General features: G+C 40.7%; 15 protein-coding genes. 11 read left to right on the plus strand and 4 right to left on the minus strand.

All coding sequences use genetic code 11. The features are described 5' to 3' along the window. The coding region (locus HMPREF9074_RS04275) for a riboflavin synthase (protein ID WP_034539781.1) at positions 1 to 425 on the plus strand (425 nt) is incomplete at its 5' end. Here HMPREF9074_RS04275 and HMPREF9074_RS04280 read toward each other — a convergent pair. Both HMPREF9074_RS04280 and HMPREF9074_RS04285 read right to left on the minus strand, forming a co-directional pair. Then, a complete protein-coding gene (locus HMPREF9074_RS04280; RefSeq protein WP_009392585.1) occupies positions 385 to 1,152 on the minus strand; it encodes a lysophospholipid acyltransferase family protein in 768 nt (255 codons plus the stop codon). The genes HMPREF9074_RS04275 and HMPREF9074_RS04280 overlap by 41 nt on opposite strands. A 7-nt stretch (positions 1,153 to 1,159) precedes the next feature. Then, the gene (locus HMPREF9074_RS04285; RefSeq protein ID WP_034539784.1) at positions 1,160 to 1,603 is read right to left on the minus strand and encodes a hypothetical protein; all 444 of its coding nucleotides are present in this window, start codon (positions 1,601 to 1,603) and stop codon (positions 1,160 to 1,162) included. 241 nt (positions 1,604 to 1,844) lie between these two features. On the opposite strand from HMPREF9074_RS04285, the gene HMPREF9074_RS04290 reads away from it, so the two are divergent. The 7 genes from HMPREF9074_RS04290 to rpoN all read left to right on the plus strand — a co-directional run bounded on the left by HMPREF9074_RS04290 (position 1,845) and on the right by rpoN (position 10,434). Beyond that, positions 1,845 to 2,309, plus strand: a complete 465-nt coding sequence (locus tag HMPREF9074_RS04290; RefSeq protein WP_009392583.1) for a DinB family protein — start codon at positions 1,845 to 1,847, stop codon at positions 2,307 to 2,309. Continuing rightward, positions 2,306 to 3,355 (plus strand): thiamine-phosphate kinase, encoded by a 1,050-nt coding sequence (gene thiL, locus HMPREF9074_RS04295; protein WP_009392582.1) that lies wholly within the window; start codon positions 2,306 to 2,308, stop codon positions 3,353 to 3,355. The genes HMPREF9074_RS04290 and thiL overlap by 4 nt, the downstream gene beginning before the upstream one ends. A 38-nt stretch (positions 3,356 to 3,393) precedes the next feature. After that, positions 3,394 to 4,803, plus strand: coding sequence for an alkaline phosphatase (locus tag HMPREF9074_RS04300; protein WP_009392581.1), 1,410 nt, complete (start codon positions 3,394 to 3,396; stop codon positions 4,801 to 4,803). A 10-nt stretch (positions 4,804 to 4,813) separates the two neighbouring features. Continuing rightward, complete coding sequence (locus HMPREF9074_RS04305; RefSeq protein ID WP_009392580.1) at positions 4,814 to 5,788, plus strand: cation diffusion facilitator family transporter; 975 nt, start codon at positions 4,814 to 4,816, stop codon at positions 5,786 to 5,788. An 8-nt stretch (positions 5,789 to 5,796) separates the two neighbouring features. Further along, complete coding sequence (locus HMPREF9074_RS04310) at positions 5,797 to 7,689, plus strand: DUF4139 domain-containing protein (RefSeq protein ID WP_009392579.1); 1,893 nt, start codon at positions 5,797 to 5,799, stop codon at positions 7,687 to 7,689. A 104-nt stretch (positions 7,690 to 7,793) separates the two neighbouring features. Next, on the plus strand, positions 7,794 to 8,933 hold the full coding sequence (locus HMPREF9074_RS04315) for a glycosyltransferase family 4 protein (protein WP_009392578.1): 1,140 nt from the start codon (positions 7,794 to 7,796) through the stop codon (positions 8,931 to 8,933). A gap of 34 nt (positions 8,934 to 8,967) precedes the next feature. Beyond that, positions 8,968 to 10,434, plus strand: a complete 1,467-nt coding sequence (gene rpoN / locus HMPREF9074_RS04320; RefSeq protein ID WP_009392577.1) for an RNA polymerase factor sigma-54 — start codon at positions 8,968 to 8,970, stop codon at positions 10,432 to 10,434. Positions 10,435 to 10,533: 99 nt separating this feature from the next. Here the strand turns inward: rpoN and dnaJ are convergent, their stop codons facing one another. Continuing rightward, a complete protein-coding gene (gene dnaJ / locus HMPREF9074_RS04325) occupies positions 10,534 to 11,655 on the minus strand; it encodes a molecular chaperone DnaJ (RefSeq protein WP_009392576.1) in 1,122 nt (373 codons plus the stop codon). Between the two features lie 11 nt (positions 11,656 to 11,666). Beyond that, positions 11,667 to 12,206: a nucleotide exchange factor GrpE gene (locus tag HMPREF9074_RS04330; protein ID WP_009392573.1), complete on the minus strand. Its 540-nt coding sequence runs from the start codon at positions 12,204 to 12,206 to the stop codon at positions 11,667 to 11,669. A 441-nt stretch (positions 12,207 to 12,647) separates the two neighbouring features. On the opposite strand from HMPREF9074_RS04330, the gene HMPREF9074_RS12060 reads away from it, so the two are divergent. The 3 genes from HMPREF9074_RS12060 to HMPREF9074_RS04340 all read left to right on the plus strand — a co-directional run. After that, a complete protein-coding gene (locus HMPREF9074_RS12060) occupies positions 12,648 to 12,806 on the plus strand; it encodes a DUF1304 family protein (RefSeq protein WP_009392572.1) in 159 nt (52 codons plus the stop codon). 19 nt (positions 12,807 to 12,825) lie between these two features. Then, positions 12,826 to 13,542 carry a nitroreductase family protein gene (locus tag HMPREF9074_RS04335; protein ID WP_009392570.1) on the plus strand — a complete coding sequence of 239 codons (717 nt, stop codon included), beginning with the start codon at positions 12,826 to 12,828 and terminating at the stop codon, positions 13,540 to 13,542. Positions 13,543 to 13,614: 72 nt separating this feature from the next. Beyond that, positions 13,615 to 14,424 (plus strand): type I phosphomannose isomerase catalytic subunit (locus HMPREF9074_RS04340; RefSeq protein ID WP_034539788.1); only part of this gene is annotated, 810 nt, incomplete at its 3' end.

The following is a 14,424-nucleotide window of genomic DNA, read 5'->3' on the forward strand; positions in this document are numbered from 1 at the left end:
AGGTATATCAAGTGACAGCCATAGCCGAGACTTTAGCCAAAACCCACTTAGGAAGTCTGCAAGCTGGCGATATCGTAAATTTAGAACGCGGTATGTTGCTAAACACGCGCTTAGACGGACATATAGTGCAAGGCCACATCGACCAGACTGCTACTTGTACAGCCATAAAAGAAGAAGGTGGCAGCAAGCGTTTTAGCTTTGCTTACGACCCCTCAACTGGCAATGTAGTGATAGAAAAAGGGTCTGTAACCGTTAATGGGGTAAGCCTAACAGTGGTAGATGCCACTCGCGATGGTTTTTCGGTAGCCGTTATCCCTTACACTTTAGCGCATACCAATTTGCACTGCTTAGCAGTAGGCAGTGTAGTAAATTTAGAATTCGATGTTATTGGGAAGTATGTGGCGCGCTTGGTGCAGCAGCGGTAAGTCGTTGTAGTATAAGGCTGCGCACCTCTTCGCGTAGCGCGTCTTTATCGTCAAGAGTTTTACCTTCGGTAGAAATGGGCGGCAGTATATCTACGCGCATTCGCCCTGTACTACCGGCAAAGAAACGAAACGGAAAACGCTTTTTAGTATCGTACAGCACCATAGGCACTATAGGTATCTGACACTGAATGGCGATGCGAAAAGCGCCATCTTTGAAGTTATCGAGTACTATACTCTCATCATCAGGCACGCCTCCTTCAGGGAAAATGCAGATACTCAATCCGCTTTGTATCCGCTCTAGAGCGTGTTTATATACCTCACGCCTACTCTGCGAATTTTTGCGGTCTACTAATATAGCCGCGCGTTTGTAGAAATAACCAAACAGAGGTAGTTTAGCCAATTCCTTTTTGCCTACAAACACAAACGGATTTTTGCTGCAATAAAGCATCAGCATAATATCCATCATACTATAGTGGTTAGCCACCAGCATATAGCTATGGTGGTCGTTAGTTACAGCAAACGCCCTCCTTATTCTGGGGTAAAAGCCCATAGCGTAGAGAATAGGCGTAGCCCATAGCTGTCGCGCTACCCAATAGAGTGCCGGATACCAACGCTGACGAGCAGTAAGCACCAAGAGTAGCGGCAACAGTAAAAGAATCAAGCTGGTTACTACTACATAGAACCAGCTTTTCCATATTATCCAAAAAAAGTATTTAAGTACTTTCATTTCTTCATTATATTAGTCCCCACCACAATTTCCAAGGAAGACGCGAGAGCACCAACACCAAAGCAATACCGTAGAAAAGAGCTATTTTGGCGAACTTAGCACGAGGTGTATCTTGCTTTTTGTGTTTTGACCAGCCAATAGTAATAAGCACTACCGCAGTAATCATTATTAGAGGGTGTTCCAAAAGCAAAAGACGCAACAGACTGGTTTTCATCACCATCTTGCCTTCTTGCCACGATGCTAAAAGCGGCGTAAGCACGTAGAGCAGTAAGCCTAATAGCAGCTGAATATGGGCAAAAATAAGAGCAAACAAGTTTAGGCGGAGGTCTTTCAACTGATAAGTTTCTTTTTTAGTGAAATAGCCAATAAGTGCATTGGTTGCAGACAAAAATAGTACCACTAGCACTATGTAAGCACTCAGCGAGTGCACTTCTTTAATTAATTGATACATAACGATTTTTATAAAATTGAGCGCAAAAATACAAATCTTTTTTATTTTATGCGGTATCTTCAAGTATTTTTCGTACTTTTGCCTCTGGATTTAGTCGTTAGTGATTAGTCGCTAGTCGTTAGAGTTTAGCCGCTAGTGATTAGTCGCTAGTCGTTAGAAAGTGACTCTATTCTAGTGACTAAAGACTCTATTCTAACGACTAGGGACTAAAGACTAACGACTAATTACTAAACACTAATATATGAAAGAACAAGTATTTGCCCTACACGTGGCAACCCGCAACAACCTACTAACCTATTTAGAAAATGTAACGCCTGAAAAATTGGCACAAATACCCGCAGGATTCCATAATAGCATCTGGTGGAATATTGCCCATTGCGTAGCAACACAGCAGATATTGTGCTACAAACTCTCTGGGGTGAAACCCGTAGTACCTGAGGCTTTTATAGAAACCTACAAAAAAGGTACTTTCCCTGACGGACACATACCTACTGCTGACGAAATACAAGAGCTGCGCGCACTGCTTATCAGCACCCAAAAGCAGCTACAAGCCGACTATGAGCGAGACATATTTGCAAACTTTACTCCTTACACCACCAGCTACGGCTATGCACTGACTTGTATAGAAGATGCTATCCATTTCAACAATACCCACGAGGGAATGCACCTTGGGGTAGTGATTGCTTTAAACTATTTCGCTAAATGATAGAAGACAAAACACCCCACCGCACCCAGCTAAGCGATTTGGGAGAATTCGGACTTATAGACCGCCTAACAGCAGGTTTTGAAGCAAAGCAGCCTTCTACCCTCAAAAGTGTAGGCGATGATGCTGCTGTAATAGATTTTAAGGATAAAAAAGCGGTCATCTCAACCGATTTGCTCATCGAGGGCGTCCATTTCGACCTCAGCTATGTACCGCTAAAACATTTGGGCTACAAGGCTGTAAGCGTAAATGTGTCGGACATTTATGCGATGAATGCCCGTGCTACCCAAATCACCGTTTCGATAGCTGTTTCTAACCGCTTTCCGTTAGAAGCCTTAGAAGAGCTTTATGCAGGTATACACCTAGCTTGTAAGCGTTATGAGGTAGATTTGGTAGGAGGCGATACCACCTCTTCTACACGCGGACTCATCATCTCGGTTACTGCTATAGGTGAAGCAGATGAGCAAGAGCTCGTATACCGCAATGGTGCTAAAGAAAACGACCTTATTGTGCTTACAGGCGATATAGGAGGGGCTTATATGGGCTTGCAGATATTAGAGCGCGAGAAAGCGGTCTTTCAGGTAAATCCAAACTCGCAACCCGATATAGAGATGTATTCGTACATTTTAGAGCGGCAACTCAAACCCGAAGCCCGCAAAGACATTCCACCATTGCTAAAAGAGTTGGGCGTAAAACCTACTGCTATGATGGACGTAAGCGACGGACTTTCGTCTGAAATACTGCATATCTGCACCCAATCAGGGGTAGGTTGCAGGCTGTATGAAGACAAAATCCCCCTCGACCCACAAGTGATAAGCACCTGCGAGGAGTTTAATTTAGACAGTACCACTATTGCGTTAAGTGGCGGTGAGGACTACGAATTGCTTTTCACCATAAAGCAAGCCGATTATGACAAGATAAAAGGCAATCCGCACTTTAGCATAATTGGCTACATCACCGATAAGAGCGAAGGAGTAAACCTCATCACTCGCTCAGGGCAGTCTATCCCTATCATTGCAAGGGGCTGGAATGCTTTAACTAACAATTAATGAATTAAAAGAAAAATTAAACATTTTATAATACAGATATGAAAAGAAGAGCATTTTTTAAAAACGGAACATTGGCTGCATTAGGAGGATTAGTACTTCCTTCTTTTGATTTACAAGCCCAAACACTTGGTGAAGCTAACAGAGGCAAACGCACTAAGAACATCATTTTTTTAGTGAGTGATGGAATGAGCACCGGCACTATGGTAATGGCTGACCTATACCTAAAACGCAAATACGGTCGCCCTTCAAGCTGGATGGATTTATACGAAAGCAATCTGGGGCAACGTGCGCTAATGGATATGGCATCTGCAAGCTCGGTAGTAACCGACTCATCAGCGGCAAGTTCTTCGTGGGGAGGAGGCGTACGCGTGAACAACGGCAGCCTGAATATAAGTCCCAATGGCAAAGAGAATATGCCTATCTTGCAAAAGTTTAAAAAAGCAGGCAAAAAAGTAGGTTGTATAACCACCGTGATGATTAACCACGCTACTCCGGCAGGTTTCTGTACGTGGAGCAAGAGTCGCAATGCAATGGACGAAATAGCCCTTAACTACACCGAATTAGGTTTTGATGTGATGCTGGGGGGCGGTAGCAAATATTTCGACCCTGCCCATCGCAAAGATAAAAAAGACCTTTTTGATACTTTAAAGAAAAAAGGCTATACTGTAGCTCGCACCCGCAACGAGATGCTAAAAGCCCCCACTAACAAACCCCTATATGGTATGTTTGCTGAGGAAGCCCTACCCTACTCTATTGACCGCGCTCAAAGTAGTGAAGACCAAGCGGCTATCCCTACTCTTGCCGAGATGACCGCTAAAGCTATCAAGCAGCTAAAAAGTCACCCTAATGGCTTTGTGATACAAGTAGAAGGAGGAAAAGTAGACTGGGCAGCACACGGCAACGATATAGGGGCATTGCTCTACGACCAAGTAGCTTTTGACGAAGCTGTGAAAGTAGCCTTAGACTTTGCTAAAGCTGATGGCAACACCCTTGTAGTTATCACCTCAGACCACGGCAATGCTAACCCAGGGCTTATCTATGGCAAAGAGTGCAATAACAATTTTGATAGATTGCAAAACTTCACCCATTCTAACGACTGGATATTGCAACAAATCAACCCTAATGACTCTATAGACAAGGTAAGAGAACATATCGCTCAGCACTGTGGCGGAATGAATATCAATGAAGAACAGGCAAAAGAGCTATTAGCCTATTATGCCAAGACAGAAAGAAAAGAAGACGGACTTTATAACTATAAACACCTACCTTATCGACTTTTTGCTGAGATTCAAAAAGCACATACCTCAGTTGGCTGGATTAGTATGGACCACTCGTCAGACTATACCGAATTAGGAATGTACGGACCAGGAAGTGAAAAGCTAAAGCCTTTTATGCGCAATACCGATATGCACAAATTCTTGTTAGAAGTAGCCGAAGTCAGTCTTTAGTGAGTAACCAATGAAGACGTTTCAGTTTCAGAAGCTCGTTACTTTTGTAGGGATAATACTCTTCATCGTGAAATTGATAGCGTGGCGCATCACCAATTCTAACGCTATCTTTTCAGACGCAATGGAGAGCATCGTGAATATTATTGCCGCATTTATGGGGTTGTACTCCCTCTATTTATGCAATAAACCACGCGATACTGACCACCCTTATGGGCACGGCAAAGTAGAGTTTGTAACTGCAAGTATTGAGGGAATGCTCATTGCTATTGCGGGGATACTTATTCTCATCGAAGCCTTTTCATCACTTATAAAAGGAATACATCTCGACAAATTAGACTGGGGGATTGCCCTTTTTGGGTCGACTGCCATAGTCAATTACGCTATGGGGTATATTTCCTACCAAAAAGGGAAGAAAGAAAACTCTTTAGTACTGATGAGCGCAGGCAAGCATCTGCAATCGGATACTTATGCCACCTCAGCTATTGTATTGAGCTTACTTTTGATGCATTTTACCGGCTGGCGATGGCTCGACCCTTTAATTGCCATCGGTTTTGGTAGTTATATAATAGTAATAGGCTGGAAGATAGTGCGCAAAGCCCTCAGTGGTATTATGGATGAGCGCGATGAAGCCCTCTTTGCCAACGTAGTGGAAATACTCCAAACCTACCGACATATCGAGTGGATAGACATACACAATATGCGCATACAGCAGTTTGGGGCGCATCTGCACATTGATGCCCATATCACTCTGCCGTATTACTACCCCCTACAGCAGGCACACCAAGAAATGGAAAAGGTGATACACCTATTAGCAGAAAAAGTAGATCGCTCTATAGAGTTTAATTTTCACTTAGATTACTGCAAAGACTTTTCGTGCGAACTATGTAGTATAAACTGCCCCAACAGGCGCAAGCCCTTTGTAAAAACAATAGTATGGAACAAAGAAAATGTAGGAGGTATATCTAAACACAGAATTAACAATTAATACATAAAATGAAAAAGATATTGTTTTTATCGAGCTTAGCCCTTAGCACTCTACTCAGTGCGCAAGAAGCCCCTAAAGAAATTAAAACCACTGTTGATGCGGTAACCGTTTTTACTAACGGAGCACAAATTACGCGCAAAAAGACCATTATGCTACCTAAAGGAGTAAGCGAACTCAAATTCACCGACTTATCTCCTTATATAGCTCCTGAAAGTGTAAATGTAAAAGCTGTAAAAGGGATAACTATCCTATCAGTAAGTCATAAAATCAATTTTTTAGACAAGTTAAAGCCTTCTGCTGAGGTAGAAACCCTCGACAAAGAGATAGAACAGCTGAAAAAGCAGATAGAAACAGAGCAAACCCACTTAGAAATTATCAGAGATAACATCGACCTATTGCAAAGGAACAAAGAGCTAAGCGGTAAAAATGCTCCTATCCAATTGGCAAACTTACAGCAAATAGCCGATTACTTTCACAAACGACTAACAGAGCTAAAGTTTGATGCAAACAACCGAATAGCAAAATTAGAAGATTTAAATGCTCAGCTTAAAAAATTAGAGAATCAGAAACGCACCGTTATAGGCAAAAACGACACTGAAAAAGGAGAAATATATGTGAAAGTAAATGCCGAAAGTGCTAAGAACTATCCGTTAGAGCTACAATACATAGTTGATAATGCCCGCTGGACACCCTCATACGACCTTAGAGCCACTGACATTAGTCAGCCTATCAACCTCATCTACAAAGCCAATATACAGCAAGATACTAAGGAAGATTGGAACCAAGTGAAGCTTACCTTCTCATCAGCTGACCCAAATATCTCTGGCGAAGCCCCTACCCTACAGACTTACTTCCTAAATTATAATACGATAGACCCTAATTTCGCTAAAAAACCTAAAATGAGAATAGGGTTAGGCAATAAAAATATACAAGGAGTAGTGGTAGACGAAAAAGGAGAGCCTCTACCTGGTGCTAGTGTACTAATAAAAGGCACTGCAATAGGCACTTCTACTGATTTTGACGGTAATTTTCAGCTGAATATGACTAATTATGAAGATAGAATGCTCGAAATATCATATCTCGGTTATCAAACAGCTACCTTATCTCCACAAAAAACAATGACTGTAAGGTTAAAAGATGAATCTCAGCAGTTAGAGGAAGTAGTGGTAGTAGGCTATGGTAATAAAAGAAAGAGTAGCGTAACAGGTAGCCTCAGCGGTGATAGTGCTGCTAAAATGAGAAGTGGCAGTAGCCCTCAAGCTGACCTCATTCCTGTAAAAGCAGCTGACATCCAGACTAATGTACAGTTTGAAATAGCTACCCCTTACACCGTAAAATCTGACAATCAAGTATATTCAGTAGATATGAAATCAATACAAGTACCTGCTGATTATAACTACTACGTAGTGCCAAAAGTAGAGCAAACGGCCTATTTGATAGGTTATGTGACCAACTGGCAACAGTACAACTTATTAGAAGGAGAAGCTAACATCTTTTTTGAAGATACTTTTGTAGGAAAAACTAATATACAACCCACCCAAACCGCTGACACCCTGAAACTCTCATTAGGACAAGACAAGAAAGTATCAGTAACTCGCGAAAAGGTAAAACAATTTGCTTCTCGTCAGTTTATGGGCAGTAAGAAAGAAGATGTTCGCCTATATAAAACTGTGATTCGCAATAACAAACAGCAGCCTATTCACCTAACCGTCCTCGACCAAATACCTATTCCTACCCTCAAAGAAATAGAAGTAAATGTACTAAACAGTTCAGAAGGGAAGTACAATAAAGAAACAGGAGAACTTAAATGGGAATTTGGGTTACAACCTACTGAAAAGAAGGAAATTAATATAGAATTTTCAGTTAAATACCCGAAGAATAGGTCGATATGGTTAGAGTAATAACGTTAAAAAAACTATAAAAATGAGTTCAAAAGAAAGATAATAGTTGTTATTCAAAGTTTTTTTCTTACTTTTGCTGAAAATACCACACACAATAAGATGATATGATTACTAATTTATTTTCAGAGAACCTATGGTTCACGGCTGTTTTTGTGTTTTTACTATCGTTTTCAGTAGCTTATTTTGCACTTCCTAGCATAATATATGTAGTAAAACGAAAGAACTTGATGGATAAGCCTAACGAACGAAGTTCTCATAAAGAGAGAACTCCTACCTTAGGAGGTATCTCATTCTTTGTAAGTCTAGTTTTTACCTTAATGGTGTTCCGCTCATTCGACTTCGACAAGGTCGGTATTAACATCTTATCAGGGGTAGGCGTACTCTTTTTCGTTGGACTTAAAGATGACCTTGTTGGGGTAAACCCCAGCACTAAAATGATAGGTCAAATCATAGCTACCTTTATGCTACTTTTTGGGACAGGGCTAAAAATAGGTACTCTTGATGGCTTTCTAAATATCACTGATATTCCTTATGGAGTATCTGTATTTATCAGCTGTTTTATAGTGATGGCTATTGTAAATTCTTACAACCTTATAGATGGCATCAATGGGTCTGCCTCAATGGTGGGAATGGTTATTTTTTCGGCTTTTGCCTATGTGTTCTACGATGCTGAAATGTACTATTATTTTCTGTTGTCTATATTGTGTATAGGTTTTCTATTAGCTTTTTTACGATACAATCTATCTAACAAAAAACGTGTATTTATGGGCGATACAGGCTCTATGATTGTCGGTTTTATCTTAGCCGTATTAGCAATCAAGTTTTTTGCTTTAGACACTACCTCTTTAGAAAGTGCTATTATCAACCCAGCTAATAAAGTTTGGGTATTGCTTAGTATTATTTTTATACCTTTCTTTGATACTACTCGGGTATTTACATCGCGTATCATACGGCACGGCAAACCTTTCAAAGCTGACCGTAGCCATATACACCACGTTATCATAGATTACCTAAAACTATCGCACGCTAAAGCTAGTATACTGTTAGCTAGTATTAACTTAAGTGTTTTTATTGTCATCTTGTGTTTAAATACTTACCTATCTTCACTATGGTTAGGGGTAGTATTCTGCGCTATTTTTGCAGGGCTGGTCTGTATATTATTCTATATCAACAGAAGCTACTATACACGAAAAAACAAACAGAAAATACGACATATATTAAATTATATCGGAAAAAAGAAATAAAATTTTCGTACCTTTGCGCCCTATATAATAAGAAATGCTAAAACAAAATTTACAACTTAAGCTCTCTCAAAAGCTCTCTCCTCAACAAATACAGCTAATGAAGCTCGTGCAGCTTCCTACTCTTGCTTTTGAGCAACGCGTAAAGCAGGAAATGGAAGAAAACCCTGCTTTAGAGTCAGGGCGTGAAGAAGAAACTCTTGACGACTTTCACGATGAATTTGACAACTCGGCTGATGAATATAACGATAGTGACATCATTGATATGAATGATATCAATATTGATGAATACCTCAGCGATGATGAAATACCCGACTACCGATTGCACGCTAATAACTACAGCGATGATGATGAAGAACGCGAAGTGCCTTTTAGCGCAGAGGTCTCTTTTCACCAATCGCTTATTAACCAATTAAACACTTTCACTATCTCAGACGAAGACTACCTTATAGCTGAGTTCCTCATAGGCAGTATAGATGATAGTGGCTACATACGTCGCTCTATACAAGATCTCACTGATGACTTGGCTTTCACTCAAAATATTTATACCGAAGAAAAACACGTAGAGCAAATACGTGAGCAAATCATCTTTCAGCTCGACCCTGCAGGTGTAGGAGCTTTCGATCTACAAGAGTGTTTGCTGATACAACTGCGCCGCAAAAAACAAACTCCAGCAGTAACCTTAGCTATAAAAATGCTTACCGAAGCTTTTGAGTCCTTCACCAAAAAACACTATAGCAAACTACAACAACGCTTCTTAGTTAGTGAAGAGGAGCTAAAAGATGCTGTACAAGAGGTGGAGCGGCTAAACCCTAAACCTGGTAGCTCCTATGCAGGCAACAATATACATATTGAGCAAATCATTCCTGACTTTACGGTAAAGGTTGTTGACAATGAATTAGAACTCTCATTAAACGGGCGTAATGCTCCTGAGCTACACGTATCAAAAGAGTATAGTACAATGTTAGACACCTACAAGAAGAGCAAAGAGAAGAGCAACTCGCAGAAAGAAGCGGTACTATTTATTAAACAGAAATTAGATTCTGCTAAATGGTTTATTGATGCTATACGCCAGCGACAACAGACCCTGCTTATTACTATGGAGGCTATTATGGAGCACCAGCGCGAATACTTCCTCACAGGTGATGAACTGAAAATAAAACCGCTTATCCTTAAAGATATTGCCGATAAAGTAGGAATGGATATTTCTACTGTTTCACGCGTTGCTAGCAGCAAATATGTGACTACACCATACGGTACTAAACTCATCAAAGATTTCTTTTCAGAGGCAATGAAAAACGACCAAGGAGAAGATGTTTCAACCCGAGAAATCAAGCAGATACTGCAGCATATTATCGCTAAGGAAGACAAAAGCAAACCACTACCTGACGACGAACTTGCCCAACTACTCAAAGAAAAAGGCTACCCTATAGCACGGCGTACTATCGCTAAATATCGTGAACAATTGGATATACCTGTAGCACGCTTGCGCAAAGAATTATAGCTTTTACCCCAATATATCAATAAGAAGATAATCTGAAGGAAATATAAAAAGAGGAACTACTCAATAGAGTGGTTCCTCTTTTTAGTTATAATCAATAACCTATGAAAACATTTCTTTTACTTTCTCGAAAAATGACTTGTCATTTTTGTCGGGTTTGGGTGCAAAACCATCGTTATCAAGCATTTCTTTGAAAAAGGCTTTCTGCTTGTCGGTTAGGTTTTTAGGCGTCCAAACGTTTACGTGGATAATAAGGTCGCCAGTGTAGTGCGTGCGAAGATTAGGTACGCCCTTGCCTCGCAAACGAAGTATCTTGCCTGACTGTATACCCTCGTCTAACTTAATACGTACCTTTCCGGTAACCGTTTCTATCTCTTTAGTAGCCCCTAATACTGCTTCAGGTACACTGATATAAAGGTCGTAATGCAGGTTGTCGCCCTCACGTTTGAGGGTGCTATGCTCTTGCTCTTCAATAATAACTAACAAATCGCCTGCTACCCCATTTTTGACTGGCGCTTCGTTCCCTTTGCCATTGACTTGCAGTTGAATACCATCTACTACCCCTGCAGGTATATTGATTGGTATGGTTTCTTCTACCGTTTTAAGTCCTTGTGCATCGGTATCGGCAGCACGTTTGTCTATCACCTCGCCTGCCCCTCCACAAGTGCTACAAGTGGTAGCCGTCTGCATCATTCCGAGCATAGTGTTCACTTGTCGTACAATCTGCCCTTGTCCGTTACAGGTAGGGCAAGTTTTATAGGTAGTGCCTTCAGCTTTTACTTTACGACGTACTTTTATTTTCTTCTCTGTTCCTTTTACGATATCTTCGAGAGTGACTTTCACACGTATGCGCAGGTTATCACCTTTGATATACATTTGTTGCTGTCTACCTCCTCCAAAGCCACCAAATCCACCGCTAAAGCCAGAGAAATGTCCGCCAAATATGTCGCCAAATTGGCTGAAAATATCATCCATTGAGAAGCCTCCGCCACCCATACCGCCTTCGAAAGCTGCGTGACCAAATCGGTCGTATTGGGCGCGTTTGTTTTCGTCGCTTAGGACTTCGTAGGCTTCGGCTGCTTGTTTGAACTTTTCTTCTGCTTCCTTATCACCTGGGTTCTTATCAGGGTGATATTTCAATGCTTGTTTACGATAGGCTTTCTTTATTTCGGCTGCACTGGCCGTCTTGGATACTTCTAAAATTTCGTAGTAATCTTTTTTCATTTTTTAGTTAGTTATTGTGCTACCACTACTTTAGGAAAACGGATAATCTTATCGCCCAACTTATACCCTGTTTGTACTACATCGATGATTTTGCCTTTGGCATCGGGGGTAGGTGCAGGTATTTGGGTAACAGCATCGTGGTGCTCGCTGTCGAACACATCATTAGGTGCTACCTCCATTTTCTCTAATCCTTTCTGTTTGAGGGTAGTCATAAGTTTGTTATAGATAAGCTCAACCCCCATCAGTGTATTTTTGTCGCTTGACTTAGAAAGTTCTGCCAAAGCGCGGTCGAAATCATCGACTACGGGCAGCATAGCTGACAAAATGTCTTGTCCGGCAGTTTTAAATAACTCAACACGCTCTTTAGCAGTGCGCTTTTTGTAGTTTTCGAACTCGGCAAAAAGTCGCAAGTATTTGTCTTTTTCTTTTGCTAATAGGTCTTCTGCCGTCTCTTCAGCAGGTGTGTTGACTTCTGCTGTAGCTTCAGCAGTTGTTTTTTCTACTTCAGGAGTGTTCTTCACTTCCTCGTCTTTGATATCTTCGGTATTCATACTATTTTTCTGTTATTGTCCCTTTTATTATAGCAAATTATTTGCCATAGTGTAAAAACTGACAAAATGACAGGGCTATTATTGAGAAATGGGAGGTTTTAGAGGGCTGAGAAGGCTGGGAAATAGGATTTTTTTCTGGTTTTGAGATGATGGTTAGACGTTTATACTTTGCTCATCTTTCGCTTATCGTTCGCTCTTCCTAAAGGGTAGCTATATCTAAAGTAAAGGGTAGGACTATAAGTAGTTTTTTTCTTTAAAATTGGAAAATTAGAGAATGAGAGAACTGGAAGGTTTAGGAGGGCTGGGAAGGCTAGAAAGATTTGGGAATTGCTATTATCTTGCAGCATAAAACAAATTATTACTTGGTAAGACATTGGCTTAATAGTAAGTTTTTAGAATTTATTTTATACATTTGCATTTGTAATCAATTATTTCAAAAAAATGTTAGGAATTTTAGCTACTATTTTTACTGTTTTTGTGATGCTTGAGCATTTGTATATTCTCTATATGGAAATGTTCGCTTGGGAAACTCGCGGTAAAGCATTCTTTGCCCAAGCTATGCCTGCTATCATAGCAATTTGCCTTAGTCTTGTAGCTTAATTTGTTACAATTTATTAATATGTTAAAAGATATTTTACACTTCCGCAGGGCGGTACGTTATTACGCTCCTACGCCCATTAGTGAGGAAAAGGTGCGTGAATGCCTTAGACTCGCTACACTAGCACCTACTGGTTTCAATATGCAACTGTATGAGTTGTACCATATTACTGATAAGGCTTTGTTAGAAAAATTAGCACACGCCTGCCTCGACCAGCTTACAGCAAGCACGGCGCAACAGATGGTGGTTTTCGTGACTCGACAGGACAAACACCGCCAGCACGCCAAGATGATTTTGGAATTTGAACGCGGTAATATACAGCGCAATAGTCCGCCCGAAAGACAAGCTAAGCGCATTAAAGATAAAGAGAAGCATTATGAGAAACTAATCCCTTTTGTGTACAGTCGTTTTTTTGGCTTATTAGGTGCTTTTCGCAAACTCTCTGGGGTGATTGGTTGGTTTCGCCCTATGGTGCGAGAACTCTCTGAAGGTGATATACGTGTGGAAGTACATAAAAGCTGTGGGCTTGTAGCGCAAACCTTTATGCTTGCAATGGCAGAGGAGGGATACGATACTTGTCCGTTAGGGGGGTATGATAGCCATCGTATTAAGAAACTGCTACACCTACCTTATGGGGCTGAAGTGAGTATGGTGGTGACCTGTGGGCTTCGTGAAGAGCGCGGCATCTGGGGAGAAAGGTTTAGATTGCCGTTTGAGGAAGTTTATAGAAATAATTAGAAAATGTAAAAATTGGCTAATTGGCAAATTATTTGTATCTTTGCCCTGTTTAATTAACAAACCTTAATAAAAATGTATCCTATAAAATTTAAACCAATCCTCAAAGAACGTCTTTGGGGTGGTACTAAACTAAAAACTTTATTCAACAAACCTATCGAAAGCGACATTACTGGCGAAAGCTGGGAGGTATCGGGCGTTCCTGGTGATATTTCAGTAGTAGCCAACGGGGCTCTTGAGGGCAAAAGTCTGCAAGAACTTATTGATTTATATCCTAATGAGTTGCTTGGTAAGCACGTATACGAGCGTTTCGGTCGCGATTTTCCTATCCTTATTAAATTTATAGATGCACGCGAAGACCTTTCTATACAGGTGCATCCTAACGATAAATTGGCTAAAGAACGTCATAATTCTTTTGGTAAAACGGAAATGTGGTATGTACTTCACGCCGATGCTGGTGCTGAACTGATTGTCGGTTTCAACAAAACGGTTAGCAAAGAAGAGTACCAACAGCACCTTGACAAGGGTACGCTTACTGATATTCTGAACTACGAAAAGGTGAAAGATGGCGATACTTTCTTTATCAATACGGGTAAAGTGCACGCTATCGGTAAGGGGATTATCATTGCTGAAATTCAGCAAACTAGCGACATTACTTATCGTGTGTATGACTTCAACAGAAGGGATAAAAATGGCAATCTGCGCGAATTGCATACTGAATTAGCGCTTGATGCTATTGATTACGAGAAGAAAGATGACTTCAAAGTAAAATATACTAATACGGCTAATGAGGTGAACAAAGTGGTGAATTGTCCTTATTTTATTACTAATTTGTTGCCTCTCACAGCTGGTTTTGAGAAGTCGCTTGCTCAAGATGACTCTTTT

Source organism: Capnocytophaga sp. oral taxon 329 str. F0087 (assembly GCF_000213295.2).
Lineage (GTDB): Bacteria > Bacteroidota > Bacteroidia > Flavobacteriales > Flavobacteriaceae > Capnocytophaga > Capnocytophaga leadbetteri_A.

Bases quoted from the DNA above. Each gene is read 5' to 3' on its own strand.
- HMPREF9074_RS12060 (WP_009392572.1), top strand. From the start codon at position 12,648: ATGTTAGGAATTTTAGCTACTATTTTTACTGTTTTTGTGATGCTTGAG.
- HMPREF9074_RS04310 (WP_009392579.1), top strand. From the start codon at position 5,797: ATGAAAAAGATATTGTTTTTATCGAGCTTAGCCCTTAGCACTCTACTC.
- HMPREF9074_RS04280 (WP_009392585.1), bottom strand. From the start codon at position 1,152: ATGAAAGTACTTAAATACTTTTTTTGGATAATATGGAAAAGCTGGTTC.
- thiL (WP_009392582.1), top strand. From the start codon at position 2,306: ATGATAGAAGACAAAACACCCCACCGCACCCAGCTAAGCGATTTGGGA.
- HMPREF9074_RS04290 (WP_009392583.1), top strand. From the start codon at position 1,845: ATGAAAGAACAAGTATTTGCCCTACACGTGGCAACCCGCAACAACCTA.
- HMPREF9074_RS04300 (WP_009392581.1), top strand. From the start codon at position 3,394: ATGAAAAGAAGAGCATTTTTTAAAAACGGAACATTGGCTGCATTAGGA.
- HMPREF9074_RS04285 (WP_034539784.1), bottom strand. From the start codon at position 1,603: ATGTATCAATTAATTAAAGAAGTGCACTCGCTGAGTGCTTACATAGTG.
- HMPREF9074_RS04330 (WP_009392573.1), bottom strand. From the start codon at position 12,206: ATGAATACCGAAGATATCAAAGACGAGGAAGTGAAGAACACTCCTGAA.
- HMPREF9074_RS04335 (WP_009392570.1), top strand. From the start codon at position 12,826: ATGTTAAAAGATATTTTACACTTCCGCAGGGCGGTACGTTATTACGCT.
- rpoN (WP_009392577.1), top strand. From the start codon at position 8,968: ATGCTAAAACAAAATTTACAACTTAAGCTCTCTCAAAAGCTCTCTCCT.
- HMPREF9074_RS04305 (WP_009392580.1), top strand. From the start codon at position 4,814: ATGAAGACGTTTCAGTTTCAGAAGCTCGTTACTTTTGTAGGGATAATA.
- HMPREF9074_RS04315 (WP_009392578.1), top strand. From the start codon at position 7,794: ATGATTACTAATTTATTTTCAGAGAACCTATGGTTCACGGCTGTTTTT.
- dnaJ (WP_009392576.1), bottom strand. From the start codon at position 11,655: ATGAAAAAAGATTACTACGAAATTTTAGAAGTATCCAAGACGGCCAGT.